This is a genomic window from Paenibacillus endophyticus (genome assembly GCF_014192395.1).
Lineage (GTDB): Bacteria > Bacillota > Bacilli > Paenibacillales > Paenibacillaceae > Pristimantibacillus > Pristimantibacillus endophyticus.
The window spans coordinates 1-26,143 of record NZ_JACHXW010000017.1 but is presented as its reverse complement, the minus strand read 5'-3'; the positions used below and the strand labels follow the sequence as shown (position 1 = coordinate 26,143).

General features: G+C 49.8%; 26 protein-coding genes and 1 riboswitch. Of the genes, 3 read left to right on the top strand and 23 right to left on the bottom strand.

Annotated features, from left to right (window positions below):
• Window positions 1-8 precede the first annotated feature (8 nt).
• From atpE to spoIIR, 19 genes are all read right to left on the bottom strand, one after another.
• Window positions 9-224 (bottom strand): F0F1 ATP synthase subunit C, encoded by a 216-nt coding sequence (gene atpE, locus FHS16_RS22730; protein WP_053373757.1) that lies wholly within the window; start codon window positions 222-224, stop codon window positions 9-11.
• Window positions 225-310: 86 nt separating this feature from the next.
• Complete coding sequence (gene atpB, locus FHS16_RS22725; RefSeq protein WP_183568240.1) at window positions 311-1,069, bottom strand: F0F1 ATP synthase subunit A; 759 nt, start codon at window positions 1,067-1,069, stop codon at window positions 311-313.
• 22 nt (window positions 1,070-1,091) lie between these two features.
• Window positions 1,092-1,460: an ATP synthase subunit I gene (locus FHS16_RS22720; RefSeq protein WP_183568237.1), complete on the bottom strand. Its 369-nt coding sequence runs from the start codon at window positions 1,458-1,460 to the stop codon at window positions 1,092-1,094.
• The gene (locus tag FHS16_RS22715) at window positions 1,453-1,686 is read right to left on the bottom strand and encodes an AtpZ/AtpI family protein (RefSeq protein ID WP_183568234.1); all 234 of its coding nucleotides are present in this window, start codon (window positions 1,684-1,686) and stop codon (window positions 1,453-1,455) included. The genes FHS16_RS22720 and FHS16_RS22715 overlap by 8 nt, the downstream gene beginning before the upstream one ends.
• Before the next feature lie 190 nt (window positions 1,687-1,876).
• Window positions 1,877-3,025: a non-hydrolyzing UDP-N-acetylglucosamine 2-epimerase gene (gene wecB / locus FHS16_RS22710; protein ID WP_281379165.1), complete on the bottom strand. Its 1,149-nt coding sequence runs from the start codon at window positions 3,023-3,025 to the stop codon at window positions 1,877-1,879.
• A 38-nt stretch (window positions 3,026-3,063) separates the two neighbouring features.
• Entirely contained in the window at window positions 3,064-3,693 is a 630-nt protein-coding gene (gene upp, locus FHS16_RS22705) for a uracil phosphoribosyltransferase (protein WP_183568231.1), read from the bottom strand.
• Between the two features lie 183 nt (window positions 3,694-3,876).
• The gene (locus tag FHS16_RS22700) at window positions 3,877-4,950 is read right to left on the bottom strand and encodes a UCP032817 domain-containing protein (RefSeq protein ID WP_183568228.1); all 1,074 of its coding nucleotides are present in this window, start codon (window positions 4,948-4,950) and stop codon (window positions 3,877-3,879) included.
• 388 nt (window positions 4,951-5,338) lie between these two features.
• Entirely contained in the window at window positions 5,339-6,301 is a 963-nt protein-coding gene (locus FHS16_RS22695; RefSeq protein ID WP_183568225.1) for an ABC transporter ATP-binding protein, read from the bottom strand.
• The gene (locus FHS16_RS22690) at window positions 6,298-7,299 is read right to left on the bottom strand and encodes an ABC transporter ATP-binding protein (protein ID WP_183568222.1); all 1,002 of its coding nucleotides are present in this window, start codon (window positions 7,297-7,299) and stop codon (window positions 6,298-6,300) included. Before FHS16_RS22690 ends, FHS16_RS22695 begins: the two co-directional genes overlap by 4 nt.
• 32 nt (window positions 7,300-7,331) lie before the next feature.
• Entirely contained in the window at window positions 7,332-8,276 is a 945-nt protein-coding gene (locus tag FHS16_RS22685; RefSeq protein WP_183568219.1) for an ABC transporter permease, read from the bottom strand.
• Between the two features lie 3 nt (window positions 8,277-8,279).
• Complete coding sequence (locus tag FHS16_RS22680) at window positions 8,280-9,215, bottom strand: ABC transporter permease (protein ID WP_183568509.1); 936 nt, start codon at window positions 9,213-9,215, stop codon at window positions 8,280-8,282.
• 123 nt (window positions 9,216-9,338) lie between these two features.
• Window positions 9,339-11,012, bottom strand: a complete 1,674-nt coding sequence (locus FHS16_RS22675) for a peptide ABC transporter substrate-binding protein (protein WP_183568216.1) — start codon at window positions 11,010-11,012, stop codon at window positions 9,339-9,341.
• A gap of 753 nt (window positions 11,013-11,765) precedes the next feature.
• Window positions 11,766-13,013: a serine hydroxymethyltransferase gene (gene glyA / locus FHS16_RS22670; protein ID WP_183568214.1), complete on the bottom strand. Its 1,248-nt coding sequence runs from the start codon at window positions 13,011-13,013 to the stop codon at window positions 11,766-11,768.
• 76 nt (window positions 13,014-13,089) lie between these two features.
• On the bottom strand, window positions 13,090-13,695 hold the full coding sequence (locus FHS16_RS22665) for a TIGR01440 family protein (RefSeq protein ID WP_183568211.1): 606 nt from the start codon (window positions 13,693-13,695) through the stop codon (window positions 13,090-13,092).
• Between the two features lie 15 nt (window positions 13,696-13,710).
• Window positions 13,711-14,169, bottom strand: coding sequence for a ribose 5-phosphate isomerase B (rpiB, locus tag FHS16_RS22660; RefSeq protein WP_183568207.1), 459 nt, complete (start codon window positions 14,167-14,169; stop codon window positions 13,711-13,713).
• Between the two features lie 98 nt (window positions 14,170-14,267).
• Window positions 14,268-14,349: riboswitch (ZMP/ZTP riboswitch) on the bottom strand.
• A gap of 71 nt (window positions 14,350-14,420) precedes the next feature.
• Entirely contained in the window at window positions 14,421-14,999 is a 579-nt protein-coding gene (locus FHS16_RS22655; protein ID WP_183568204.1) for an arsenate reductase/protein-tyrosine-phosphatase family protein, read from the bottom strand.
• Between the two features lie 42 nt (window positions 15,000-15,041).
• A complete protein-coding gene (locus FHS16_RS22650; protein ID WP_183568506.1) occupies window positions 15,042-15,644 on the bottom strand; it encodes a manganese efflux pump MntP in 603 nt (200 codons plus the stop codon).
• 55 nt (window positions 15,645-15,699) lie between these two features.
• Window positions 15,700-16,761: an L-threonylcarbamoyladenylate synthase gene (locus tag FHS16_RS22645; protein WP_183568201.1), complete on the bottom strand. Its 1,062-nt coding sequence runs from the start codon at window positions 16,759-16,761 to the stop codon at window positions 15,700-15,702.
• A 123-nt stretch (window positions 16,762-16,884) separates the two neighbouring features.
• Window positions 16,885-17,646, bottom strand: a complete 762-nt coding sequence (spoIIR, locus tag FHS16_RS22640; protein ID WP_183568198.1) for a stage II sporulation protein R — start codon at window positions 17,644-17,646, stop codon at window positions 16,885-16,887.
• 243 nt (window positions 17,647-17,889) lie between these two features.
• Here spoIIR and FHS16_RS22635 point away from each other — a divergent pair, with 243 nt between their 5' ends.
• Both FHS16_RS22635 and FHS16_RS22630 read left to right on the top strand, forming a co-directional pair.
• Complete coding sequence (locus tag FHS16_RS22635) at window positions 17,890-18,786, top strand: RNA polymerase sigma-70 factor (RefSeq protein ID WP_246431904.1); 897 nt, start codon at window positions 17,890-17,892, stop codon at window positions 18,784-18,786.
• Between the two features lie 123 nt (window positions 18,787-18,909).
• The gene (locus tag FHS16_RS22630) at window positions 18,910-19,347 is read left to right on the top strand and encodes a carboxymuconolactone decarboxylase family protein (RefSeq protein ID WP_183568195.1); all 438 of its coding nucleotides are present in this window, start codon (window positions 18,910-18,912) and stop codon (window positions 19,345-19,347) included.
• Between the two features lie 93 nt (window positions 19,348-19,440).
• Here the strand turns inward: FHS16_RS22630 and prmC are convergent, their stop codons facing one another.
• From prmC to ychF, 3 genes are all read right to left on the bottom strand, one after another.
• Window positions 19,441-20,403, bottom strand: a complete 963-nt coding sequence (prmC, locus tag FHS16_RS22625; RefSeq protein ID WP_246431903.1) for a peptide chain release factor N(5)-glutamine methyltransferase — start codon at window positions 20,401-20,403, stop codon at window positions 19,441-19,443.
• Window positions 20,404-20,542: 139 nt separating this feature from the next.
• A complete protein-coding gene (prfA, locus tag FHS16_RS22620) occupies window positions 20,543-21,613 on the bottom strand; it encodes a peptide chain release factor 1 (RefSeq protein WP_183568192.1) in 1,071 nt (356 codons plus the stop codon).
• A 167-nt stretch (window positions 21,614-21,780) separates the two neighbouring features.
• Window positions 21,781-22,881 (bottom strand): redox-regulated ATPase YchF, encoded by a 1,101-nt coding sequence (gene ychF, locus FHS16_RS22615; RefSeq protein WP_183568189.1) that lies wholly within the window; start codon window positions 22,879-22,881, stop codon window positions 21,781-21,783.
• Between the two features lie 174 nt (window positions 22,882-23,055).
• Between ychF and FHS16_RS22610 the strand changes: the two genes are divergently transcribed.
• On the top strand, window positions 23,056-23,199 hold the full coding sequence (locus tag FHS16_RS22610) for a hypothetical protein (RefSeq protein WP_183568186.1): 144 nt from the start codon (window positions 23,056-23,058) through the stop codon (window positions 23,197-23,199).
• A 285-nt stretch (window positions 23,200-23,484) separates the two neighbouring features.
• Here FHS16_RS22610 and FHS16_RS32490 read toward each other — a convergent pair whose 3' ends face one another.
• Window positions 23,485-25,866 (bottom strand): YcdB/YcdC domain-containing protein, encoded by a 2,382-nt coding sequence (locus tag FHS16_RS32490; protein WP_183568184.1) that lies wholly within the window; start codon window positions 25,864-25,866, stop codon window positions 23,485-23,487.
• Window positions 25,867-26,143: the final 277 nt, after the last annotated feature.

Here is a 26,143-nt window from a genome sequence, read left to right as displayed (position 1 = left end):
TTCAGTTATTATGCTTGGAAGAAAGCCAAGAAACCGATAACTACGCCGATAATAGGCACAACTTCGACGATACCTACACCGATAAACATAGTTGTTTGCAATTTACCTTGAAGTTCAGGCTGACGAGCGATACCTTCAACTGTTTTACTAACGATCATACCGTTACCTACGCCTGCGCCAACTGCGCCCAAACCTACTGCTAAAGCTGCTGCTAATAATTCCATTTTTAAAATCCTCCTCGAAAATTGTTGTTTTTTGTTTGTATAGCCAACCTCAGTACTTAGAAACAAGCCGAGGCATAAAGCGATGATTAATGCTCTTCATCGTGGATAGCCGCCTGCGAGATATACACCATCGTGAGAATCGTGAACAAGAAGGCTTGAATACCGCCGACGAAAAGACTGAATGCTTGCCATGCCGCAAGGAATGGCGTACCATACCAGCCAAGCATCAGGATGGTTGCGATTAGCACCTCACCCGCAAAGATGTTGGCGAACAACCGAAGCGCGAGTGTAACCGGCTTCGAAATCGTCTCAATGATGTTGACCGGGAAGAAAACCGGAAAAGGATGGAAATAATGCTTCAAGTAGTGCTTACGATTCAGCTTCAGACCAAGGAAATGGACGATTACGAAAACGATAAGCGCTAAACCAGCAGTTACAGAAATGTCGGCAGTTGGCGATTTCCACCATGCAAGCTCAACATGTCCACCTTTTTCATCCAGCAGTTCCTGAGTAATTCCCAGGTTCTCATGAGCATGGTGGGTTTCAGTAACGATACCGAAAGGCAAGCCTAACAGGTTGGAGATGAAGATGAACATAATGAGCGTCATCCCTAAAGATATAAAGGGCTTGACTCGGTTTGCCGGCATCGTGCTTGAAATAAAGTTTTGTACGAAATCGACAACCCATTCCAAAAAGTTCTGCATCTTCGACGGGTTGTCCACCGAAAGATTGCGAACAGCCAGCTTCGCGATCAAGAACGTCACAATGACGGAAACCAAAATTGCTACAGTGGTCGAAATATCAATATTAAACGGCCCCAGTGGCATCACCGGAAATTCATGCATCTAAAATTTTCACCCCTTTCCGCTAAGATTGTCGTTTATTGTGGATATAAGCTGCTACCAATAGAACAAACGGCATGACCATACAGCCAGCTAAAGCGGCCGGCATGTTCAGATCCTCCGGAAAACGATAAGCGATCATGGCAACCAGCAGCACTGTTGCGATACGGTTTCCAAGACCAAGACCTCTCTTGCGCGGGCCAGCCCCTGCTGCTCCTAGGGTGACCATTTCGACTCTGCGTCTCAGTAAAAACGCATTCATGGAACTTGCTGCCAATCCCACAAGAAGGCCGAGAGACACCGTACGCCATTCCGGAAGGAAAGCCCATACAATTAGGCATACCGCCATTGCATAAACAAGCGTACGTAATGCTGTCTTCATTATTTTATCCATCGGCGTCCTCCATAACCTTCTTAACGAGCAGAATGGCTGAGAGTAGTCCGACAGCCAGACCGACCAGTATGCCACCTAGCGTCCATCCCTTCGGATCGCCAAAGCGGCTCCCGAGCGATGAGCCGATCCAATAGCCTAAAAAGATACATACAGCGACTTGCACTCCGAGTGCGCCGACAAGTCCAGCCGCGTACAGCGGATTGTCCCTTCTGCTCTTTTTATTCATGGTTCATACCCCTGTCAATCCTCATTTATTTTATCCAAGCGGCAACATGTTTGTCAATTGAATTAACTACAAACTTTTGGTGAACAGATCGACCAAAACCCTTGATACATATGGTATTGTGACCACCGAAAACCGTACAGTACTACTGTATGCTGTACATTCGGCGTTCAGCCTGCTGCCCAAGTCGAATCTATGAACGTTGTGTGAACGAAACCGGACGTTCCTTCAGCCTTCCAAAATGATGCAAAATCGCATCTACAATCCGCTCTGAAGCGTGTCCATCGCCATATGGATTCGCTGACTGGCTCATGCGCGCATATAGCTGAGAATCGGTTAAAAGCGCCTTGGCGCGTCCATACACGAGCTCTTCATCCGTACCGACGAGCTCTAGCGTTCCTGCCTCGATGCCCTCTGGACGCTCTGTCGTATCGCGGAGCACAAGGGTAGGTACGCCAAAGGACGGAGCCTCCTCCTGCAAACCGCCCGAATCCGTCATAATCATATGCGCATGCGGATAAAAGTTATGGAATTCAAAAACATCAAGCGGATCAATCAAGCGAATGCGCGGATGGTCGCCAAGAATTTCATTGGCCGGCTCGCGAACTGCTGGGTTCGGATGCACGGCATACACAACTACGACGTCCTCATGCTCGTCCGCAATCCGTTTGACCGCACGGAATATGTTCCGGTGTGGCTCGCCCAGCGCTTCCCGGCGATGGGCCGTCATGAGAATCATCCGTTTTCCCTTCGCCCAGTCAATGACCGGATGGGAGAAAGATTCATCCACCGTATACTGGAACACATCTGTAGCGGTATTGCCAGTCACATAAATGGCAGCATCCGACTTGTTCTCCTTGCGCAGATTGTTCGCCGACCATTCCGTCGGGGCAAAATGCACATCAGAAAGCACGCCGGCAAGCTGCCGATTCATTTCCTCCGGGTATGGAGACAATTTGTTCCAAGTACGAAGCCCCGCCTCAACGTGACCGACTTGAATTTGCTTTAGGAACGCTGCATAGCTCGCAAGAAACGTCGTCTGCGTATCGCCATGCACGAGTACGATATCCGGTTTTGCCTGCGTAAGCACAGGATCAAGGCCTTCCAGTACGCGTACGGTGGTCTCTGTCAGCGTCTGGCGATCCTTCATGACATTCAAATCATAGTTCGGATGAATTTCAAAAAAATCGAGAACTTGATCCAGCATTTGACGATGCTGGGCCGTCACGCAGACGATCGATTCGATTTCATCCTCGCGCTTCTGCAGCTCGAGTACAAGCGGAGCCATCTTAACGGCCTCCGGACGTGTTCCGAATATGGTCATTACCTTCAGTTTGGACAAAATCTTTCACTCCTATTATCAATTCATGGCATCTGGAACTAATTTGTTCCAAACATGCGATCCCCGGCATCTCCAAGACCAGGAACAATATAGCCTTTTTCATTGAGATGATCATCCAGCGCAGCGATGTAGATATCAACATCCGGATGTGCTTCCTGCACAGCCTTCACGCCTTCTGGCGCAGCAATGAGACACATAAGTTTGATTTGATCGCATTTATGGTTTTTTAGCGAATTAATCGCCGCAATCGCGGAGCCGCCCGTTGCGAGCATCGGATCGATCACAATGAGCAAACGGTTAGGTGCGTCGGTCGGCAGATTAATGTAGTATTCCTTCGGCTGCAGCGTCTCGTGGTCGCGGGCAAGTCCGATATGGCCTACCTTCGCGGACGGAATAAGCTTCAATATGCCGTCTACCATGCCGAGTCCGGCACGCAGAATAGGAACGAGTCCCAGCATTCTTCCCGAAACGACCTTGGCATCCGTCTCAGCAACCGGCGTCTGTACCTTGATCGTATCAAGCGGAATTTCTCTCGTAATTTCGTATGACATTAATGTGGCTACTTCATCAACCAATTCCCGAAAATCTTTTGTATTCGTCTCTTTATTCCGAATAAAAGTCAGCTTGTGCTGAATTAACGGATGGTCGCAAATGATTAATTTGCTCATGGAGCGGTATTCCTCCCGTACATTGTTGTTATTGTTCTAGTCGATGCAAGCCCTGACACAATCCCGTATATTATAGCATTGTAAACAAGTCGTTGCATCTTGTGTTTTGCAGACGCACAAATAGAGGCCGGCGCCTCTGCATGAGCTAGGCCCGGCCTCTTAAGTTCAGATGCTGCTTCGCAATTAGCTGCTGCACCCGCCGCCACCGCAGGACGAGCCACCGCCGTCTCCGCCGCTGCCGCAGGAGGAATCCCCTCCGGAGCCGCCGTCATCTCCGCCGGAATGGTCCCTGCCGTCGTCCGAGGAGCCGCTGCAGGCGTAAGTCGAATCGCCGCTACCGTTTGCCTTGCGCTGCTCCTCGTTCTGGGCCTGATCCATCTGCTGCGCAAAGTCATTCGGATTCGCCATCGAATGATAGATGAGCATGCCCGAAAGCAAGCCAGTCGCGCCGAGGACAGGGTCGTAGCCATAACTGCTTTCGTTTTTCGGCTCCTTACGGCCGTTGCCGGCGTCATTCAAACCCGATTTGGCCCGATCGATTAAATAATCCATAGTGCTGCTCAAGTCCGCAAATCGCGAACCCGTCTTCGCATTAAACCACTGCGAGCGGAGCGTGTCCTTGCTAAATTCCTTTATCTCATCGAGCTTTTCTTCCGGCATCCGGGTCCGATAGAAAGCCCCCCAAAGCCTGCCGCTAGCAGGCGCCTGCGCAAACAGCTCGCCATACAGCCAATCGAACATCGCCCGCTCTCCCGGCTGCGGCAATGCTCCCGGCGCATGCGGAGCGTGATGAATCATCTCGCCGCAGAAGCCTGTGCAGAACTCCTCGTACTCTCTCGTGAACATAAGCATTTCATGCCACACCGCGTCTACTTGCCGGCTGTACATCGGCACATTTCGCATGATCCCGCACATCAAGAAGTAGCGCTTAAGCTCGAACCAAGTCCACGCCCACTCTTTATCTGACATTCTCGGAAATTCCTTTAACACACGATCCTTTACGCGACTCTCGAAAAACAAGGTCAGCGATGCTTCCAGACGCTCTGCAGCCGTTCTCGCAGGATGGCCGTAAGGCACGCCTAGAGCGTCAGGCGGCTCGGCGCTTGGCCAAGGTGCGAAGACGTTCGTTCTACCGATGGAGGCTCTGCCTCCGCGGGGCGATTGGCCTTGCCTCATCGAAATATTCGCTCTCACGATTACTCGTATAAGAAGGAATAGGGCTATTGCAATAAATACGATCACGGCAAATTGAGCCATTTCAGCCTCCTAAGCATTTTGTCGTACCCATATATTAACACATTCGATCCCTCTTGAGCTTATAACGCTCACGTGTAAGCCAAAAAACGTTACAGCCTGCAGCAAGTCCGTCAATAAACCCATCAACGCGAAGCGAGTAATAGCCATAAATAACCATTTTATCCCCGAAATTAGCCGCAAAATTCCGATAGAATATGTAATATCTTAATTCGCTTCTTGTTGAAAAACTATGCACAAATATATCCCCAACTTGTCCACATTTATCCACAGACTGTTGACACAACTGTGCATAACTCAAAAAAGAGGCCAAAACAGCACAATCGCGCTGCTTTAACCTCTATATTTTGCAATCCAATATTCAAAAAGCCACTATTAACATGTGCACATCTTATACCGATGCATAATGGCAAGCGGCAAAATGTCCTTTTCTTATTTCAAGCAAAGCCGGCTCGTCCACCTTGCACTTGCTTGTCGCAATCGGACAGCGCGTGTGAAATTGGCAGCCGCTAGGCGGATTGATTGGACTTGGCAGGTCGCCGGTCAAAACGATACGCTCGCGATTTGCTTCCACTTCCGGGTCCGGAATAGGAATAGCAGACAAAAGCGCCCTAGTATAAGGATGCGCAGGCTTATCGTAAAGCTCGCTGCTCTCGGCGAGTTCTACGATTTTACCGAGGTACATCACCGCAACGCGGTCGCTGATATGCTTAACCATCGACAGGTCATGCGCGATGAACAAATAGGTGAGACCCATTTTGCGCTGCAAATCCTGCATAAGGTTAACCACCTGCGCTTGAATCGATACGTCCAAGGCAGAGATGGGCTCATCGGCAATGATGAACTTCGGATCTACAGCCAGTGCACGCGCTATGCCGATACGCTGACGTTGGCCGCCAGAGAACTCATGCGGATAACGCGTTGCATGCTCAGGATTCAAGTTGACCAAGTCAAGCAGGCCTTCTACCTTGCGCTTCCGCTCAGCTCGGCTGCCCGCCAAATTATGAATGTCAAGCGCTTCCCCGATAATATCAGTAACCGTCATACGAGGATTAAGAGACGCATACGGATCCTGGAAGATCATTTGCATGTTGCGGCGAAGCGCCTTCAGCTCCGAGCCGCGGAGTTTATAAATATCTTTTCCGTCAAACGTCACGCCACCGCTTGTCGGTTCATACAAACGCATGATCGTGCGTCCTGCAGTAGACTTGCCGCAGCCAGATTCGCCTACAACTCCAACAGTCTCACCGCGTCCAATGCTAAAGCTGATCCCATTAACCGCTTTTAAAATATTGCCCTTGCCCAAGTTAAAAAACTTGCGCAGATCATTCACTTGAACTAGTGGAGAGCTCATACCGGCACCTCCCTTTTCGCGTACGGATGCAGCATCCAGCAGGCAGACGCATGAGAATCGCTACCTTTAATGGCATGCAGTTCAGGATCGTTGTCTACGCATACCTTCATAGCTTCGTCGCACCGTGCACAGAAACTGCAGCCGACAGGCGGTTTTATCAAATCTGGCGGCGTACCCGGAATCGGTATAAGAGGTTCATCCTTCCTCTGGTCCAAACGCGGCAAGGAACGTAGAAGTCCTCTCGTATAAGGATGTTGAGGGTTATGGAATATCTCCCATTTCGTGCCTGTTTCTACAACTCGTCCAGCGTACATAACAATGACGCGGTCGCAGACGTCGGCCACAACGCCCAGATCATGCGTTATCAAAACGATGGATGTGCCCATCTTCTCCTGCAGGTCCTTCATAACACGCATGATTTGTGCTTGAATCGTCACGTCCAGCGCTGTCGTAGGCTCATCCGCTATCAGCAAGGATGGATTACATGCCAGCGCAATCGCGATCATTACCCGTTGTCTCATACCGCCTGAGAATTGATGGGGGTACTGTTTAATTCGCGATTCCGGATTTGGAATACCAACTAGTTGAAGCATTTCAATCGCGCGCATTCTTGCTTTTTCCTTATTTAGATTCTGGTGCTTGATTAGACCCTCCATGATTTGATCCCCGACCATCATCGTAGGATTCAAGGATGTCATAGGATCTTGAAAAATCATTCCGATTTTATTTCCGCGCACTTTTTGCATTTCGTTCTCCGAGAGAGACAGCAGCTCCTCCCCTTCGAACAGGACAGAGCCGCTCTTAATTCTGCTTGGAGGAGAAGGGATTAGTCTCATGATCGATTGAGCGGTTACACTCTTCCCGGAGCCGGACTCGCCGACAATCGCGACCGCTTCGCCTTTCTTCACATTGAAACTTACGTTGCGGACGGCTTGAACTTCACCACCATATACGTCGAAGGATACACTTAAATCTTTCACTTCCAGCAAGGACTTCATCTGGCCGTGACCTCCTCTCCGTTAAACGGGATTTATTTTTTCAACTTCGGATCGAACGCATCCCGCAGGCCGTCGCCGAATACATTAAAGGCAAATATCGTTAAGCTAAGCAAGAATGCTGGGAACAGCAATCTCCAAGGATAAATCGTCATAGCGCTGATTCCATCATCTATCATCGTTCCCCATGATGCAACCGGCGATTGCACGCCTAGACCAAGGAAGCTGAGGAACGCTTCTGTGAAAATCGCGCTTGGCACAGTTAACGTCAATGTGACAAGAATTGGACCCATCGCATTCGGGATCAAATGACGGAAAATAATACGCATTGCATTAGCGCCAAGCGATTTGGAAGCTAACGCATACTCTTGATTCTTGAGCTGCATTATTTGACCGCGTACGATCCAAGCCATATTAATCCAGCCCGTAATCGACATCGCGACGATAATGGTCGTTAAGCTTGGCTCCATAATAACCAGTAGCAGGATAACAACTAGAAGATAAGGAATCGAATATAATATTTCGGCAAATCGGTTCATAACTTCATCTACTTTGCCTCCGTAGTAACCCATGATGCCGCCGTAGATGATCCCGATTATCAAGTCAATAAGCGCCGCCATCAATCCTACGAACAAGGAAATTTGAGCGCCCTTCCATGTTCTCTCCAACAGATCGCGTCCTAGATCATCGGTACCGAACCAATGTGCCGCAGATGGCGGCTGGTTCGTATTCGCCAGGTCATTTGTAAAATGATCGTTAGGCGAAATAATGGGCACAAAAATAGCGCACAGCATTATGCCAATAATGATCCAAAAGCCCGTCATAGCCAACTTACTACCTAACATTCTTATCTTAATGTCCTGCCACGCAGTCAAGCTCTTGCGTCCAACCTCATCCGCCATGCCCTTGTTCTGCTTAATCTTCTCGAACTGTTCCGGAGCCAGATTAGCAACGGAATCGATGTCTACTCGTTTCGACATGAACTATTTCGCCACCTTTCCTCCGGACACCCGCATGCGCGGATCAACAAACACATATGCGATATCAGCTAAGAATCGCGTAACCATTAAAAGTACTGCATAAAAAATCGTAATCCCCATAATGAGAGGATAATCTCTATCCGTTACACTTTGAACAAAGTACTTTCCGATTCCCGGAATTCCGAAAATTTTCTCAATTACCACAGATCCGGTAATAATCCCGGCTGTGAGGTAACCCAAATACGTAACGACTGGCAGCATGGAGTTACGCAGCGCATGCCTCATCACGATCACGTATCCGGAAAGTCCTTTGGATTTGGCAGTTTTAATAAAATCCGCACTCAACACTTCAATCATCGTAGATCTTAGCAATCTTGCGATAAATGCAATAGGACCAGCTGCCAAAGCAATGGTCGGTAAAACATAATCCATCGGGCCATTCAGCCCGGCTACTTCAAATATCCTTATCTTCACTGCAAACAAATATTGCAGCAGCGGCGCCATAATCAAACTTGGGATCGCGAGACCGATTACAGCAAGGATCATTGCAAAATTGTCCATAAACTTGCGATGATACATAGCAGCTAAAATACCCAGCAAGCTGCCAACAACTAATGACGTAACAATCGCAGCAATACCCAACCTTAGCGAGTATCCGAATGATTGTGCAATCATCTTGTCGACGGATTGAAACTTCTTCTTCATGGAAATACCCAAATCGCCTTTAACAAGGTTTTTCAAATAAGTTCCATACTGGACGATTAGCGGTTTATCCAATCCATAATACGCTTCCAAGTTTTTCTGAACTTGTTCGCTTGTCGCCTTCTCAGACTGTAATGGACTACCAGGAACGGCGTTCATTAAGACAAAAGTGGCGGTAATAAGCAAAAAAAGCGACAATAACATAAATATAAATTTGCTTAAAATGTAGCGGACCAAGCGATCACCCACTCTCTCGATCATTAATTAATTTCAAAAGGGCATATATAGAGTGACTATATATACCCTTTTAAAATAGGTTGCTCTAGTTAGTTGCGTATGAAATTGACAATCAGGAGTGATCTACTCTTTGCCGCCAAATACCCAGCTAATATTTCCTGAGTAGTCAGGTACTACGTTTTTAAATCCGTCTTTCAACATAGTTACAGTTGTGTAGTAATACAATGGCAATACGGCCATATCTTCTGCCATTGCAATTTTTTCAGCTTCAGCCATCATCTCTACACTTTTCTCAGGTGTTTCAGCAACCAGAGAGTTGTCCAGTAGTTCTCCAACCTTAGGGTTGTTGTATTTGCCATCGTTGTTACCGGAATTCGGATGAATCAGATCGTAAGTGTAATTAACCGGATGGTTGATGTCCGCGCCCCATCCAGCACGAGCGATATCGAACTGTCCTGCATCTCTCGTCTCCAGGAATGTAGCCCATTCTTGGTTGGCCAGTTTAACTTCTACGCCAAGACTATTACGCCACATGTCAACGATAGCCTCAGCGATAGCTTTGTGACCCTCACTTGTATTGTAGAGGAGCGTAATTTCAGGCATTGCCTTCAGACCGCTTTCAGCAAGGCCTTCTTCAAGGAGCTTCTTCGCTTCTGTTGCGTCTTCTTTAAAGAAATCCGTATCTGGATACATTTCACGGAAAGACTTACCGTCCACCGTAATACTTGGCGGTACCAAGCCGTATGCCGGTTGTTGGTTCGCTTTAGCAACATTGTCAATCAACGATTGACGATCTACAGTCATAGCGAATGCTTTACGGACTTTTACGTTGTTAAAAGGTGCTTTCGTCGTATTGAACAAGTAATAGTAAGACGAGGCAATCGATGTGATTTCCGCTTTGCCATCTTTAACCAGCTGCTGCGTCCTGTCAAGAGGAACGGAACCCGCTTGTGCGCCGATCCAGTCGATTTTTCCTGTATCAAACAGGTTGTATACTGTGTTCTCATCATTAATCAAAGTAACCGTTACTTTATCAAAGTTAATAGCGGACGCGTTGTAGTAATCCGGGTTCTTCGTCAATACGAGCTTGTCCTCATGCTTCCATTCCTTCAAAAGGAAAGGACCGTTCGATACAATTGTTTCTTGTTCTGAAGCCCACTCAGGTTTGCCGTCAACTGCACTTTTGTTAACTGGCAGGTAAGTATAGTGAGCAAGCAGACTTGGGAAATATGGTGCAGGCGTGTACAATTTCACTTCCAACGTGTAATCATCAGTAGCTTTAACGCCTACTTCGTCAACTGTACCTTTACCTGTGTTGTATTTTTCACCGTTCTCAAGGTAATAAAGCATGTATGCATATTCAGAAGCTGTTTCTGGAGCCAAAGCGCGTTTCCAAGAATATTCGAAGTCATGCGCAGTAACAGCTTCGCCATTGCTCCACTTCACATCGTCGCGTAGTTTGATGGTGTAAGTTTTACCGTCTTCGGAAGCCGTAATTTCTTTAGCGATTGCGTTCTCGGGCTCACCACTTGTGTTTAAACGAGTAAGACCTTCATACAATCCTGCCGCAACGATACTTGATTGGGCATCCGTCATTAAAGCGGGATCCAAGCTTGGCGGTTCACTTCCAAGAGTAAAACGAAACTCTTGCGGAGTTTTTGTTTCTCCTCCGTTGTTGGTACCGCCATTGTTTGACGATTCCGGTTTGTTGTTACTTGTACAAGCAGACAACAGCATACTGAATGCTACCACTAGCACCAGCATGAGCTGTGCCGGCTTTTTGAAATTCCCTTTCACTTACATCAACTCCCATTTATACAATTTTTGTTAAAACCATCCTTAAAAGGTTGAAGATGACTAAAATTGATTCGTGTCATATTAACTAACATTAAAATAATATTAATCAACGATATAAAATATACAACTTAAATTTAATAATTGTCAATACGAATATTGAACTCAAAACTTTCCAACGGCCGTTTCTATTATACCCTAACTGAATTATTTTATCACTAAAGCAAGCCTTTTTTTAAATTTACTTCATTACATTAATGTGTTCTTGCATTAATGCTCCTTCGTGCTAATACACGTATGCATTAATACGATTAAGCATTAACACGCGTTTACATTACAGCAAAGTAGCTTTAACGCAGCAATATTTCGCTTCTTTCTCCGCTCCGTAATGATTGCCCTATTTCTGGAAATAGCGTCTTGGAAACAAGGTGCTAATTGTACTTGAATACTCAAAAAGCCATTTCACACAATCCATAATTGGTATATTTAGTTAATAACTATTATCATAATATTTCATATTTCAGTCACAAATCAGTATGTCAGCAAGACTATAATGCTAATAAACGCAGTGCTGTTATACTCGATCACAATAAGAAACGGCTACGCAGTCCTTATAAGAGGAGGGTAGCCGTTTCTTATTGATATAGAAGAATACTTTATCGCGTGAATATATCGCGTCTAATTTTTTCAAAAAACAAGCGCCGTTTACGGTTTCCCGAAACGGCGCTTGTTTTTGATCATATAATACGATTTGTTTTAGTAAGTCATACCAGGATAGAGCGGATATTGAGCAGTCAGGTCACGGACCAAGCCGCGGGCTTTGGCTAGAACCTCTTGATCTTCCGGGCTGTTAAGCACAAGAGCAATAACTTCTGCGATCACTTTCATGGCATTCTCTTCCATACCGCGAGCCGTAGCTGCCGGCGTACCGATGCGAATGCCTGAAGTAACGAATGGGCTTGTAGGATCAAATGGGATCGCGTTTTTGTTTACCGTAATGCCCACCTCGTCAAGTACATGCTCAGCAACTTTACCTGTAATATTCAGGCTGCGAGTGTCAAGCAGCATCAAGTGGTTGTCTGTTCCGCCAGAAACAATGTTGAAGCCTTTTGCAACAAGCTCCTCAGAAAGCACTTTTGCGTTTTTAACAACTTGTGTTGCATATTGCTTGAATTCAGGCTTAAGCGCCTCGCCGAACGCAACCGCTTTGGCAGCGATGATATGCATCAATGGACCACCTTGCGAACCAGGGAAAACAGCTTTGTCGATAGCCGCTGCCCAAGGCTGACGGCAAAGAATCATACCGCCGCGCGGTCCGCGAAGCGTTTTGTGTGTAGTCGTTGTTACGAAATGCGCATGAGGTACTGGGCTCGGGTGAAGACCCGCAGCAACCAAACCGGCAATATGTGCCATATCGACCATGAACAATGCGCCAACATCGTTAGCGATTTTACCTAGTTTTTCGAAATCAATCGTACGCGGGTAAGCACTTGCGCCTGCTACGATCAAGCGGGGACGATGTTTGAAAGCAAGCTTGCGCACTTCTTCATAATCAATTGTGAAGGAATCTTCCTGCACGCCATATGCCACGAAGTTGTAAAGCAAGCCGGATGCGTTAACCGGGCTGCCATGCGTCAAATGTCCGCCGTGAGCCAGGTTCATCCCGAGAACCGTATCGCCAGGCTGCAAGGCCGCAAGGTAAACCGCCATGTTTGCTTGAGCGCCGGAGTGAGGCTGAACGTTCGCATGCTCAGCACCGAACAATTCTTTGGCGCGGTTGCGCGCAATATCTTCCACGATATCCACATGCTCGCAGCCGCCATAGAAACGCTTGCTTGGGTAGCCTTCCGCATATTTATTCGTTAGTACGCTTCCCATTGCTTCCAATACAGCTTCACTGACAATGTTCTCAGAAGCGATAAGTTCGATGTTATCACGTTGACGAGTAAGCTCAAGGCCTAGTGCTTTCAATACTTCCGGGTCTTGTTTGCGCAAATTTTCCATTTCGATAATCCTCCTCATATTAGACAGCTCTATTTAAAATGGTTTATTCAATAAGTTCACGCTCGGCACATGCCCGTTAATCACATGTGCCGGCAGATTGCTCAGCCGTTATGGCATCAGCATGCTCATACACAGCTCGCGCGCCCCCGATCAGCTTTGGCCGCGTCACCGCCATCGTCACATGGGCTTCCCCGATGCTCCGAATGGACGGACGGACCGGAACGGCTACCCGCTTCAAATGCATCCCGATGAATGTATCTCCAATATCGATGCCCGCATGTGCTTGTACGGTTTCGACAAGGCACGGATCCTGTAAGCGGCGGTAGGCGTATGCCGCCATAGATCCGCCGGCTTTGGGCACCGGCACCGCCCCGACAATCTCCAAGCCAAAACGCTCAGCAGCAGCACGGTCGATCACGAGCGCACGGTTCAAGTGCTCGCAGCACTGATATACCGGAATAAAACCAAGCTCGGCTCTTGCAGCTTCCACGCCCGCAAATATTTGCGCAGCTGTCCGGGCCGTGCCTGCCGTGCCAATCTTCTCGCCAAGCACTTCACTAGTACTTACACCGATAACCAGCAGCTGACTCATTGCTAGATTTCCTGCAGCCGCCAGCTCGCGCACAATCGTTTCTACCTGCTTAGCAATGACTTCAAGCCGTGCATTCCCTTGTATGCTCATCGCGATGGCCCCCAATTAGGACTGGCTGATAATCTGTTTTTCGATTTCCATCACTTTGTTCACTCTTCCGACATGGCGCTCACCGTTCGAGAACGGTGTATCCAGCCATATCCGGATAATCTCGAGCGCAACGCCAGGGCCGATAACGCGTTCGCCAAGCGCCAATACGTTCGTATCGTTATGCTCCCGGGTTGCTTTGGCCGAGAACATGTCATTGACAAGCGCGCAGCGGATGCCCCGTACTTTGTTGGCCGCAATGGACATGCCAATTCCTGTTCCGCAAATCAGTATACCGCGCTCCGCTTTGCCGCTCGTAACTAGGTCACATACGGGCAATGCATAGTCCGGATAATCAACCGATTGGTCGCAGCTGCAACCGACATCTTCAATTTCATGGCCAAGCGACTGAAGAAAAGGGACAACCTCATCCTTCAAGCGATAGCCCGCATGATCGGCACCAATAGCAATTTTCAACGTAAAAGACCTCCTTCGGAATGAAACATTACAGTGCTAGTATACCTATTTTTGCAGAAAAAGACGAAAAAAGAGCAAGACATGCTGATTAGCATGCTGCTCTTTGCCCAGGCGACCGGCCGTATATTCCGATGCTCCACCGTGGTTAGCCCACTTCCGTCGCCAGTTACATCGGAAACCGTATATTGTCTTTTCATAATAGCCGATACGGCTGCAAAAATCAATCTATAATACGGGTTGCATCCGCGGAATTATCTTTTGGAAAGCTTGTCCAGAAGCTTCACGAGCGCATCTTCGATTTCGCTTGCACTGCTGTTATAGATGGATAACGAGCCGCCAAACGGATCGACGATATCGAAGCTTGGAATTTTGCGCTCAAGCTCAAGCAGCCGGTTTCTCTCCTGCGAGGTAAGCTGCTGGCCTAAGGCCTGCTTCATCTGCATTTCCGAATACAGCCGCTCCAGCTCTTCGATATCGGCAAGCACCTGCGCATCGCGATTCGCATACTCCTTAAGCGTATAGGTCTTATCAACCGCTTCGGGATACCATTGAAGCAAGCCCCGCTTGTGGTTGGACGTCATGGTCAAAATAATGTCGGCCCAGCCGACTGCCTCGCCGGTTAGTGCGAGCGATGTACTTTTATGGTCGATATCCCGCTGTCTTAACGTTTCTACCGCATGCGCCGACACGGGCAAGCCGTCTATCGTCGATATGCCTGCTGAGCGAACCGCCACCGTAATGCCTCTCAGAGCAGCCATTCGGCGCAGCATAGCCTCCGCCATCGGAGAGCGGCACGTATTGCCGGTACAAACAAATAATATACGTTTCACACTGCCAACTCCTTTTCACCCTCAATTCAAGCTGCCTTGCCATTAGAATATAAATAAAATGCCGAAAACAAACAAGATGCCGCCGCCTATCGCCTCGCCATATTCCCCAAGGTTCCCGCTGACCTTGCGGCCGAGCAATAGTCCACATACGGACATTAGCCCGCCAAGCACGCCGATCATCAGTACGGTCGTCCACATATTGGCCGCGAACATGCCCAGCGTAATGCCGACAGAGAACGAATCGATGCTGACGCTCAGCGAAAGCACCAGCAATCCCCACAGCGATTTGTGATCGAAGGATTGCACCGCATCTCCCCGCAGTGAGCTGTATATCATATGCCCGCCGAGCAGCACCAGCAATATGCCAGCTGCGGTAGTGGCTACAGATCCAAGCAGAACACCTACATATTGTCCCGTATATATGCCGGCAAGCGGCATTATAACATGGAACAGCGCAATAACGACGCCCAGCTTCACGATATCACGCAGCCGAATCCCCTTCAGACCAATTCCCAGTCCGAGCGAAAAAGCGTCCAGCCCAAGCGCTAATGCAATAATGAGCAATGTCAGCAGCTGACCAGCTTGCAATTGTGCCTCAACCAAAGTCGATCTCCCCCATGTCCGCCTGTTTTCTATACCAAACATATGCGGACATGAGGACAAACATACTACTTTGAGCATTTCCTATTCCAAACCTAGACTATACACGAACGACGCGATTGCCTGCAGCCTTTGCAAGGCGATTCATCAAGGCGGCTCCAATCCCTTGCTCGCTGCTGCTCTCCGACCATATGCGCTGCACACTGCCTTCGTCGAACGCGCGGAGCGCCGCATAAAGGCGATGGGCCGCTGTTTCCAGCTCGGCTTCGCTGCCTAACGACAATACGCGGTCAGCCTTATAACCTTGCAACCGCTCCTCGAATGCCAGAACGCCGGTCCTCTCCCCGCTGCTGGCAGCCCGCTCGACCTGCCGATGAATATACGCAGTCACTGCATCCGGGGCGCCTTGGACAAGGACCAGCTCACCCTTCGGCGCATAATGCGTATATTTCATTCCGGGCGAGCGAGGCGCCACTTCCGGTTCCTCTAGCGAAGCGCTGTCAATGGTGGCATGCGGCGCCGCTATCCGCAGCGCTTCCAGCGTAATGCCGCCTGGACGCAATATGCGGATCATTTGGTCACCAACCAGCTCGACGACGGTTGATTCCAGGCCGACGCCTGTAGCCCCATCATCCACAACCCCATCAATGCGGCCATCCAAGTCCTCAAGCACATGCCGTGCCAGCGTCGGGCTTGGCCTTCCGGAGCGATTCGCGCTTGGCGCGGCAACCGGGCAGCCTGCCAGCTCGAGCAGCGCCAGAGCCGTCCTATGGTCCGGGATTCGTATACCTACCGAGGCCAGTCCTGCAGTAACGAGCGGCGACAGCACATCGGGTCGTGCCGGAAGCACAATCGTCAGCGGCCCCGGCCAGAAGCTGTCCATCAAAGCCGATGCAAGCTGCGGGTACGGAAGCACAAGCTCGTCCAGCTGCTGCCGGTTTGCGATATGCACAATTAACGGGTTATCCGATGGACGTCCCTTTGCGCTGAATATGCGCCCCACAGCAAAGGAGCTTCTTGCATCCGCTCCTAGTCCATATACCGTCTCTGTCGGGAAAGCGATAAGACCGCCGTCCCTCAGCTGCGCAGCGGCTGCCGCAAGCTCAGGTCCAAGCTTTTCATCAGGGAGCTGCTCCACGCTCCACACATTCGTTGTTATCATCTCTATCCTTCAATCCTTGCTCTTAAATTAAATGAATCATGCTTCCGTTATTATAGCACATGCATCCGAAAACAAGCAGAAACGGCAGCGGCGTCTTAGCTGACCAGACGCGGCTGCCGCTTCTTATGCGAACAATGATTTGATCCAATTAATAAGCGACTGTATCATCTCAAGCAAAAAGAATTTCGCTTCAGGCGCTTGGCCGCCGGATGATCCATCCTCTTCCATATCAACCGCCGCCGATACTGGCACGCTGTCTGCTTCGAGCGCTGTGGTTTGGGCTGGAGTTTCTACTGACGCCGACGCAGCAGCTTCTCCGCTCGCCGCATCAATGAAGCATAGCGGCGGGAACAGCACGCACCACCAGTTCTGTCCTCCGCCCTCGCCGAGCGTAATTCGGAGCGCTTCATAGTCGCCAGCGGGATAAACTTCATTGCCGTACATTTTGGTTGGGAACGGTACGATGCCTAGCTCGGCTGAAGCGCCGTATCCAAAGCCGCGGCTCTGCAAAACAGTAGCTGTGATGCGTTCGATTTCTGGCATATGATCCATAATAGACTGGCGAGCTTCCTCAATGGTTTGAGGGCCTGTTGCCCAGCTGCTCATCGCTTTAACGATTTCATCCCGTACCAGACGCTTGACGAGCTGGTCAGCGGGACGATCGGAATTGGCTAATATGCGAAGACGGATAGCTTCCTGCGGAATTTGGCCGCCCGCAACTGCTGCGTCCATTTGCTGGGCTTCCCAGCTCATAATTAATAGAATAATAGCAAATACGATAAAACCATAGGATTTACGATATGAATATTTGTTAGCCGCCACCGATTTGGAAGCTGCGGATTCCTCAACATTGGAATAAGAATGAATAGAAAAATGGCTGGACATACAACACAAGCTCCTCTCGTCGCACCCGTCAGTGCGTCTGCTTGCGTTCCGGAACGTATCTATCCGTCAGTATGTCCCCGTTTGGAATATATAAACCTAGCAACTAGCATTTTCTTCAAAAGCTAGAGTTCATCGCCGCTTGCACGCTGCATTCAGCCCCGGCTCGCCATCTTCTCCCGCATGCATGCGTATTGAAAAAAATCAATCATGCGGTACTATAGAAGTGGAGTAATTGAAACCGATATGGGAATAAGAAAGGATACCAAAATGGATTTCAATAAAGCTTATACCGATTACCGACCGCTGCTCCATTCCATCGCCTACCGCATGCTCGGCTCGTTCAGCGAGGCGGAAGATCTCGTACAGGATGTTTTTGCGGATTACAGTCAACTAACCGATGCAACTATACACAATGAAAAAGCTTATCTCGTAAAGATGGTTACGAACCGCTCCATCAATCTCAGCCAATCCGCGCGCAAGCGACGTGAGGTATACGTCGGAGAATGGCTTCCCGAACCGGATATGAGCCATGCCATGCTGGACCCCGCCGAGCTGTTCGCTCAGCATGAATCCATTTCCTATGCGCTGCTTGTCATGCTGGAGAAGCTGTCCGCAGTAGAGCGGGCTGTATTCATCCTGCGGGAATCGTTAGCCTTTGATTACGATGAGATCGCCGCATGCTTGCAGAAGTCGGAGGCGAACTGCCGAAAAATATTTAGCCGCGCCAAAGAAAGGCTTCACAAAGAACGCCAGCTTCTCCCCGATAACATGGATCAAGCCCAGCCGCTCGTCGAAACCTTCATAGAAGCTGCGGTTTCCGGCGATTTCAACAAGCTGATTGCCATGCTGACCGAGGAAGCCATGCTTGTCTCCGATGGCGGAGGCAAGGTACGTGCTGCAATTAATGCGATCATCAGCAGAGCCCGCGTAATCGCTTTTCTGCAAGGCGTCATTCCTAAAACCTTCTTAGGAGACGGCCATCTATTCGCTGTTGTGAATGGCCAGGCAGGCATTATCATTACGCTGGACGGCAAGCCCAGAAGCGTAATCAGCTTCCAGATCAATGCGGAAGGCAACCAGATCGAGCGGATTTTCGTAATGCTCAATCCCGATAAGCTGAAGCATATACAGATCGATTAGAATTATTTTTGATTATTTTTTCTCCTCCTGTCACAAACTTGTGCAAGGCTTTGTCTTAGATGACGAAGACATGCAAAGCGGCCGATGGGCCAACAATTCGGATGATAGAGGAGAATGAATACTATGACTGAAAGAACCGTTATCGCCAAAGAACTGCCCGCCGCATACCAAGCCATGTTCGGGCTTGAGAAATTTTTGGGCACGACCAGCATGAGCAAAACGTTAAAGGAGCTCATCAAAATCCGTGCTTCGCAAATAAACGGGTGCGCTTATTGCATCAATATGCATACCAAAGAAGCTAGGGAGCATGGAGAAACCGAGCAGCGGATCTATGCACTCAGTGCTTGGCGCGATACGCGTTTTTTTACCGAGGCAGAACGAGCAGTCCTTGCTTTAACGGAGTCCGTAACCGTGATCACGAAAGAGCATGTGCCTGACGCTGTTTATGAGGAAGTCGCCCGCCACTTCGACAGCAAGCAGGTTGGAGAAATCATTATGGCCATCACGACGATTAACGCCTGGAACCGGATCGCAATCAGCACGAATATGATGCCGGAATAAAGCTTGCGGCAGCATCCCCTGCCCGCTGGCAAACCGAAAAAAAAGGATGCCCAGATCGCCTAACGGCGCTCGGGACATCCTTTTTTTCTGCGGCTAGCGCGGCTGCGACTGCGTCGCTATGACATGGCGCTCAATGCCGCCGTAGTCGCTGATGATGCGGATCTCGTCCCAATGGCCGAGCGCGCGCAGCATCTCGGCCACGATGCGAGGCTGGCCCATGCCGAGCTCAAACGCGACGATCCGCGGCATTTGCGCAAGCCGCGGGAGCTGCTCGATCATGCGGCGGTAGGGCGTCAGCCCGTCTGCGCCGCCTTCCAGCGCAAGGTGCGGCTCATAGTCGCGCACCTCGCGCTGCAGCCCTTCCATATCCGCCGCAGGTATGTACGGCGGATTGGAGACGAGCACGTCGATGCGCAGCTCGGCGCTGCGGGGTTCGCTCTGCTCATGCCCGGGTATGAAGGGCATGAGCAGGTCGCCCTGCACGAGCGTCAGCCGGTCCGCCGCTTCATGGCGGACCGCGTTCGTGCGGGCGACTGCCAGCGCGTCCGGCGATAGGTCGGACGCGCATACGCGCCAAGCGTGACGCTGCGAAGCCAGCGTTACGGCGATGGCGCCGCTGCCTGTGCCGACGTCTACGACCGTCGGCATGAAGCCATTCTCGCTGCCTGCGTCAGGCGGCCAGAGCAGCTCGGCGGCATCCAGTACCGCCTCGACCAGCAGCTCCGTCTCCGGGCGCGGGATAAGCACGGACGGGCTGACTGCAAACGGCCGTCCGTAGAACCACTGCTCGCCAATGATATACTGAACAGGCTCGCCTGCCGCTTTCCGGCGGATCAGCGCTTCCCACTCGGGCAGCCTCTCCTGCGGAAACAAATCACCGCCGTCGCGCAGCAGCGCCGCGCGATCGGTCCCCAGCAGATTCATGAGCAGCAGCTCAGCATTATTGCGCGGCTCCTCGACTCCCTCGGCTAGCAGAATGGAGGTTGCTTGCACGCTCGCTTGTCTCAGCGTCAATGGTCCTTTAAACCAGGGTCCGTTCGATGGCATGCCCATCATTCGCATCATTTCCTTTCGCATTCAATCCCATCGCCGCGCATTCGAGCGAGCAACAGGCCATTTTATTTGTCCTAAACCAAACAAAACGCCGAACCTCCGATTGCTTGGACAAGCAACCATCGGTCCAGCGCCATATAAGTTAAGCCATTTCACGTTCCATAATATCCGCTTGCTCTGCGATCGTAAGGGAAGAGATAACCTCTGCCAAATCACCATTCATAACCGAATCAAGCTTATGCAGCGTCAATCCGATACGGTGGTCCGTTACGCGGCTTTGCGGGAAATTGTACGTACGAATGCGTTCGCTGCGATCGCCCGTTCCGACCTTGCTCTTGCGCTCGCCTGCATATTTCGCTTCTTCCTCTTGGCGGCGTACGTCAGAGATACGAGCACGAAGCACGGCAAGTGCTTTCGCCTTGTTCTCGTTTTGTGATTTGCCATCCTGACAAGTCGCCATAATGCCTGTAGGAACATGCAATACGCGTACCGCAGATTTGGTCGTATTAACGGATTGTCCGCCTGCTCCGCTGGAGCAGAACGTATCGACACGGATATCTTTGTCGAATATCTCAATCTCTACGTCTTCAACCTCAGGCATAACCGCTACCGTTGAAGTCGAAGTGTGAATACGGCCGCCTGATTCCGTTACCGGAATACGCTGAACGCGATGCGCGCCGCTCTCGAACTTCATCTTGCTGTATGCGCCTTTGCCTGTGATCATGAAGATCACTTCTTTGAATCCGCCAACGTCATTCTCACTGAAATCCATCAGCTCCACGCGCCAGCCCTGCGTATCTGCAAATTTCGTGTACATGCGGTACAGCTCATAAGCAAACAATGCAGCTTCGTCACCACCAGCAGCGCCGCGAATCTCGACGATTACGTTCTTGTCGTCATTCGGGTCCTTCGGCAGCAAAACGATTCGGATCTTCTCATCAAGCGCAGCTTGGCGCTTGCTTAATTCGTCGATCTCCATCTTCACCATTTCACGCATTTCGTCATCGAGCTTCTCTGCCTGCATAAGCTTGGCATCATCGAGCTGCTCGGTAACTTGTTTATATTCCGTAAAGGCATCATACGCCTCTTGTAAATCCGACTGCTCCTTGGAAAGCTCTCTAAGCCGTTTGGGATCACTGGATACATCCGGATCACACAATAGCTCACTAAGCTTCTCATACCGGTCTGCGAGTGCTTGTAAACGGTCAAACACGATCATTCACCTCTGTTTATTCCATTAGGATAATGTTCATTATACCATATCAGCGCAGGAGTATCGACTGCTGGTTTCGATTTACAGCCGTTCATTGTGCCCAAATTTGCAATAAAGCCCCACAAGTGCCGATCAGCACCTGCAGGGCTATATTATTGCCAATTTAATTAAACGTTAAAACGGAAATGAATAACGTCGCCGTCGCGCACAACGTATTCTTTGCCCTCAAGGCGAACCTGCCCCTTCTCTCGGGCTGCTACCATGGAGCCTGCAGCTGCTAAATCTGTGAAGGAAACAACCTCAGCACGAATGAATCCGCGTTCGAAGTCCGTATGAATAACGCCAGCCGCTTGCGGCGCTTTCGTCCCGCTGCGAATCGTCCAAGCGCGAACCTCTTGCACGCCTGCTGTGAAATAGGTGTACAAGCCAAGCAGCTTGTATGCAGAGCTGATCAAGCGGTTGAGACCGGATTCCGACATGCCCAGCTCTTCAAGGAACATATCCTTGTCTTCGCCTTCAAGCTCGGCGATCTCAGCTTCAACCTTCGCGCTGATCGGCACAACATCCGCGCCTTCAGCAGCAGCGAATTCGCGTACCTTCTGTACGTATTCGTTGCCGTCCGAATTGGCAACCTCTTCTTCGCTCACATTAGCGGCATACAATACCGTCTTCATCGTCAACAGGTGAAGATCGCGGATAAGCAGCTTCTCATCGTCGCTAAGCTCGACACTGCGCGCCGGCATATCGTTGTACAACGCTTCTTTTACGCGCTCAAGCACCTCAATTTCTTGAGCGACCTTCTTGTCTCCGCCCTTGAGGTTTTTGCGGGAGCGCTCGATCTTCTTGTCCACGGAATCAATATCCGCCAGAATCAGCTCCAAATTAATCGTTTGGATATCGCTGATCGGATCTACTTTGCCTGATACATGCGTAATATTGTCATCCTGGAAGCAGCGCACCACGTGCACGATCGCGTCTACTTCGCGGATATGGGCTAGAAACTTGTTGCCGAGACCTTCGCCCTTGCTTGCTCCAGCCACTAGACCAGCGATATCAACGAATTCAAACGCTGTTGGCACGATGCTCTTAGGCACAACCAGCTCAACCAGCTTATCGAGACGCTCGTCCGGTACTTCAACAACGCCAACATTAGGATCTATGGTACAAAAAGGATAATTGGCAGATTCTGCCCCTGCTTGTGTAATTGCGTTAAATAATGTCGATTTCCCAACGTTCGGCAAACCTACGATTCCAGCTTTCAATGCCATGCGATAAGACACCCCTATTTTCCCGAAAGTAAACAACTCCAGCTATTATACCCCAGCAGCACCTACATTGAAAGTGCAACTCGCTGGAATGATTAGCGCCGCGGCGGCAATACTACGTAAGCGGCAGCGCACGCAAGCCTATCCGAACGACCGAAAGATCTGGGAGGTGATCACATGGAAAACAAGAAGCATAAAGGGAATTATACCGGTACGACGAATATGAAAGCCAAGAATCAGGATATGGCCTTCGTCAACGATACAATAGAAGATACCAAATCCACATCCAATTTCACGTCCAATAAAAAGAAAACCGACTAATCATTTCCCCTCCGTCACAAGGGTAACGGCTGTCGCCGACCTCTGTGGCAAAAGCAGTCGTTATGCGGAGATATATAAGCACATTTATAGGTGAAAACCTATAAATTCTTATATACAAGGTGAAACGGCTGTCGCCGTCCTTTGGCGGCGCGGCGCGTTTCATTCCGAGAAATATAGAGAATGTATCGCCTTAGAATATACTTTCCTATATTTCAAATAAGCCCGAAGCCCGGCGATAGTGCTATCGCCGGGCTTCGGGCCTTTCGCTATTCTGCATGGTTACATTTACATTCTGATCGGCGCTTCCTTCAATTCCGCGCGCGACTGCAAATACCGGAAGAAGGCGACTGAGGCTTCCCCTCGCGCAACCTGCTTCTTCGGCAGAAACTTGCCGTCAGACAGGCTCATGATTTGAAGCCCTACAACAATTGCCGCCTGTCCTTTATTCTCGATTTGAGCGGAATCCTTAAACGAGGCTTTGAAAATATGATCGTAATTTGCAAGTGCGTTGTAGCCAAGCGCACGGACGATCAGCTCGGCCATTTCATCGCGTGTAACCTTGCCGCTTGGATTAAATGAGCCATCGCCGACGTCAATTAAATTTTGCTCGAGTGCCGATTCTACATAAACAAAATAGCTGGAATCCGTCGCGACATCATTAAAGGAAGCTTTGGCTGCCATGCGATCGGCGGAAGCCATTACCGGAGAATGGCCGCTGCTTCTGGCAAGCACCAGCATTTTGATCAATTCGCCGCGGGTCACCGCTTCGTTAGGGCGAACCTCTCCGTTTTTAACATCGAGTGCCTTGTAGGCAACCATTAGCTCCAGCTGCCGCTGCGCCCAGTGACCCTCAATATCCTTCGCCTTCGGCTTCTCAAGCTGCGTAGCCTCGCCGGTTTCACGGTTGCGCCAGCCGCCAGTCTCCGCATCAAGGAACAACGCTTCGTCAATTAGACGGGGGACAAGCTGATACACGAGCTCGGCTTCGGTAATCGCTTTGACTTCATCGCCTTTAATCTCTCCTGCAGCAAGCATCAGCTTGTATTTCTCAATCGGGAGCGGCTGGCCGTTCCAAGAAAATTGCTGCACGAGGCGATACGTCAGCTGTGTCCGATAATAGTCGAGCCACGATGCAACAGCCTTATCCTTTTCAATGACAGCAGGTGCCTTCGCCGGATATTCGTAACCGGTTAAATAAGCATCGTAGTTCACCACTTCGCCGCTACTGGAATCAATCGTTACGTTGATGCTGTCATACTCGATGACTGCGCCATGGATTTTGTGCACAAAGCTAAAATAGAAACGCCCATTTCCACTTCGCTTCATGTCTTCATACTGCTTGGGATCCGGCTTGATGAAGTACAGCTCATCGGTCAGCCAAGGCAATTGCTTCTTAACCGTTTCGATTGCGAGCGCAGAAGCTTGTTCCAGCGAAACTTTGGGAATATCAGCCTGCCCCTGATCGCTATAAGCATACGTATTGAAGTTGCGGATTTCCCCCGTATGTCCATTCACAGATGCTGAGGTGGAGCCCGTCTCTTTGCCGTCCTTCTTGAACGTCCAGTTTAAGTTCCAGAAGGCTTCCGCTCTGCCCGTGCTTTCATCCGTTTGCTCACTGTAGTTAGAGCCGTTCAGTTCCGCTTCGGCAGGCAGCTTGAACGCCGCTCTCACAGCTTCCACTGCTTCCTTTTCGGTTATGGTTCTTGACCTTGGCTCTTCGCCCACAGGTTTCTCCGTTAGCGGGGTAACCGAGACCACGCCTGCTCTATACGTATTCATATTTCCATTGCCTTTAAGCTCGCCAGTAACTGCATCAATGGCAATAGGCAATAGCTCATAGCTGAGCTTCGGCATTTTTTTGCCCTGCACATTATAAGGAATGATATAGGCGAGCTGCGGAGCAGCAGCAGCGCGAAGCTTTGCATCTGCTTGTTTTGCCGTCAGCATCGCATCGATTTTTGGGAACTCAATGGTATGATCCCACTGCAGCGAGTACCGCCTAACATGTCCCTCGCTGTCCACCTCAAGCTCTATGTAGTTGTCTACATAGGGAATCCCATTGACCATTCGGTCATACCGGAGCGTATGCAGCACCTCTCCGGTTAGCGGAGGCAGAAGCTGCAAGCCGTATTCCGGGTTATATTGAATGCTGTCTTTATAGTCAGCAGCTATCGTCTGAATAAAGCGGAGTGCAATCTGCTGCGCATCATCCCGCTCAACCTTAAGCGGATAGGATGGCTTGGAAGAGGCATTGTCGCTATATGAGCTGAACTCAAGCAATTGACCGCTATCCGCATGGATCCTTACGTAAACGCTTCCCAAATGCTTGCCGTTTACTTTTTTCACGAAATCCAATCCCCAAGCATTGCGCTTGCCGCTGGCCAGCAGCTCCATCGAAAGGTTAGCCCCTTGAAGCACATATTCCTTCGGAATGCTTACATACTGCCTCGCAAGCGCCTCGGCCTTGCTCTTGGTTATAGCCACATCAACCGGAACCGTACTGCCTTCATCCATTGCAATTCCTCCCGACGCAGGGGTTGTTTCTGCAAGCTTGCTCCATTCCGCAGGCGTACGATTGCTGTCGGCGAACGCCGAAGCAGGCAATACGCTCATGAGCATAGCTGCGGACAGCAACACCGCGAGCTTCTTCCGTTTATCGTTCCTCACTGCTTCACCCTCCAATGGTTTTCCAATTTATTCATAAATTAGACGCATCATACAAGCTGGAAGTTGCAGGAAATGTAAAAAAGAAACGTCTTCGCCATTCTCTGTAAGTGGAGTGAGTGTATCCGCTTCTCGTAGAAATAGAAGCTTACTTTATTCAGTGAAGCATATAAAGTCATTTATTTGACGAATTGTCAAGCTAAGTGCGACACCTCTTCCATGAATGCTTCGTGAGCCGACCTCCAACCGAGACATTTACGAGGACGGTTGTTAATCAAAC

Coding starts and splice junctions, on each gene's coding strand:
- FHS16_RS22720 (WP_183568237.1), bottom strand. CDS start 1,460: ATGGATAAAATAATGAAGACAGCATTACGTACGCTTGTTTATGCAATG.
- glyA (WP_183568214.1), bottom strand. CDS start 13,013: ATGGAAAATTTGCGCAAACAAGACCCGGAAGTATTGAAAGCACTAGGC.
- FHS16_RS22650 (WP_183568506.1), bottom strand. CDS start 15,644: ATGTTTGGTATAGAAAACAGGCGGACATGGGGGAGATCGACTTTGGTT.
- spoIIR (WP_183568198.1), bottom strand. CDS start 17,646: ATGTCCAGCCATTTTTCTATTCATTCTTATTCCAATGTTGAGGAATCC.
- FHS16_RS22715 (WP_183568234.1), bottom strand. CDS start 1,686: ATGAATAAAAAGAGCAGAAGGGACAATCCGCTGTACGCGGCTGGACTT.
- FHS16_RS22630 (WP_183568195.1), top strand. CDS start 18,910: ATGACTGAAAGAACCGTTATCGCCAAAGAACTGCCCGCCGCATACCAA.
- FHS16_RS22635 (WP_246431904.1), top strand. CDS start 17,890: ATGGGAATAAGAAAGGATACCAAAATGGATTTCAATAAAGCTTATACC.
- FHS16_RS22645 (WP_183568201.1), bottom strand. CDS start 16,761: ATGATAACAACGAATGTGTGGAGCGTGGAGCAGCTCCCTGATGAAAAG.
- upp (WP_183568231.1), bottom strand. CDS start 3,693: ATGAGCAAATTAATCATTTGCGACCATCCGTTAATTCAGCACAAGCTG.
- FHS16_RS22610 (WP_183568186.1), top strand. CDS start 23,056: ATGGAAAACAAGAAGCATAAAGGGAATTATACCGGTACGACGAATATG.
- FHS16_RS22690 (WP_183568222.1), bottom strand. CDS start 7,299: ATGAAGTCCTTGCTGGAAGTGAAAGATTTAAGTGTATCCTTCGACGTA.
- FHS16_RS22695 (WP_183568225.1), bottom strand. CDS start 6,301: ATGAGCTCTCCACTAGTTCAAGTGAATGATCTGCGCAAGTTTTTTAAC.
- FHS16_RS22685 (WP_183568219.1), bottom strand. CDS start 8,276: ATGTCGAAACGAGTAGACATCGATTCCGTTGCTAATCTGGCTCCGGAA.
- ychF (WP_183568189.1), bottom strand. CDS start 22,881: ATGGCATTGAAAGCTGGAATCGTAGGTTTGCCGAACGTTGGGAAATCG.
- atpE (WP_053373757.1), bottom strand. CDS start 224: ATGGAATTATTAGCAGCAGCTTTAGCAGTAGGTTTGGGCGCAGTTGGC.
- FHS16_RS22665 (WP_183568211.1), bottom strand. CDS start 13,695: ATGAGCATACAAGGGAATGCACGGCTTGAAGTCATTGCTAAGCAGGTA.
- FHS16_RS22700 (WP_183568228.1), bottom strand. CDS start 4,950: ATGGCTCAATTTGCCGTGATCGTATTTATTGCAATAGCCCTATTCCTT.
- prmC (WP_246431903.1), bottom strand. CDS start 20,403: ATGATGGGCATGCCATCGAACGGACCCTGGTTTAAAGGACCATTGACG.
- atpB (WP_183568240.1), bottom strand. CDS start 1,069: ATGCATGAATTTCCGGTGATGCCACTGGGGCCGTTTAATATTGATATT.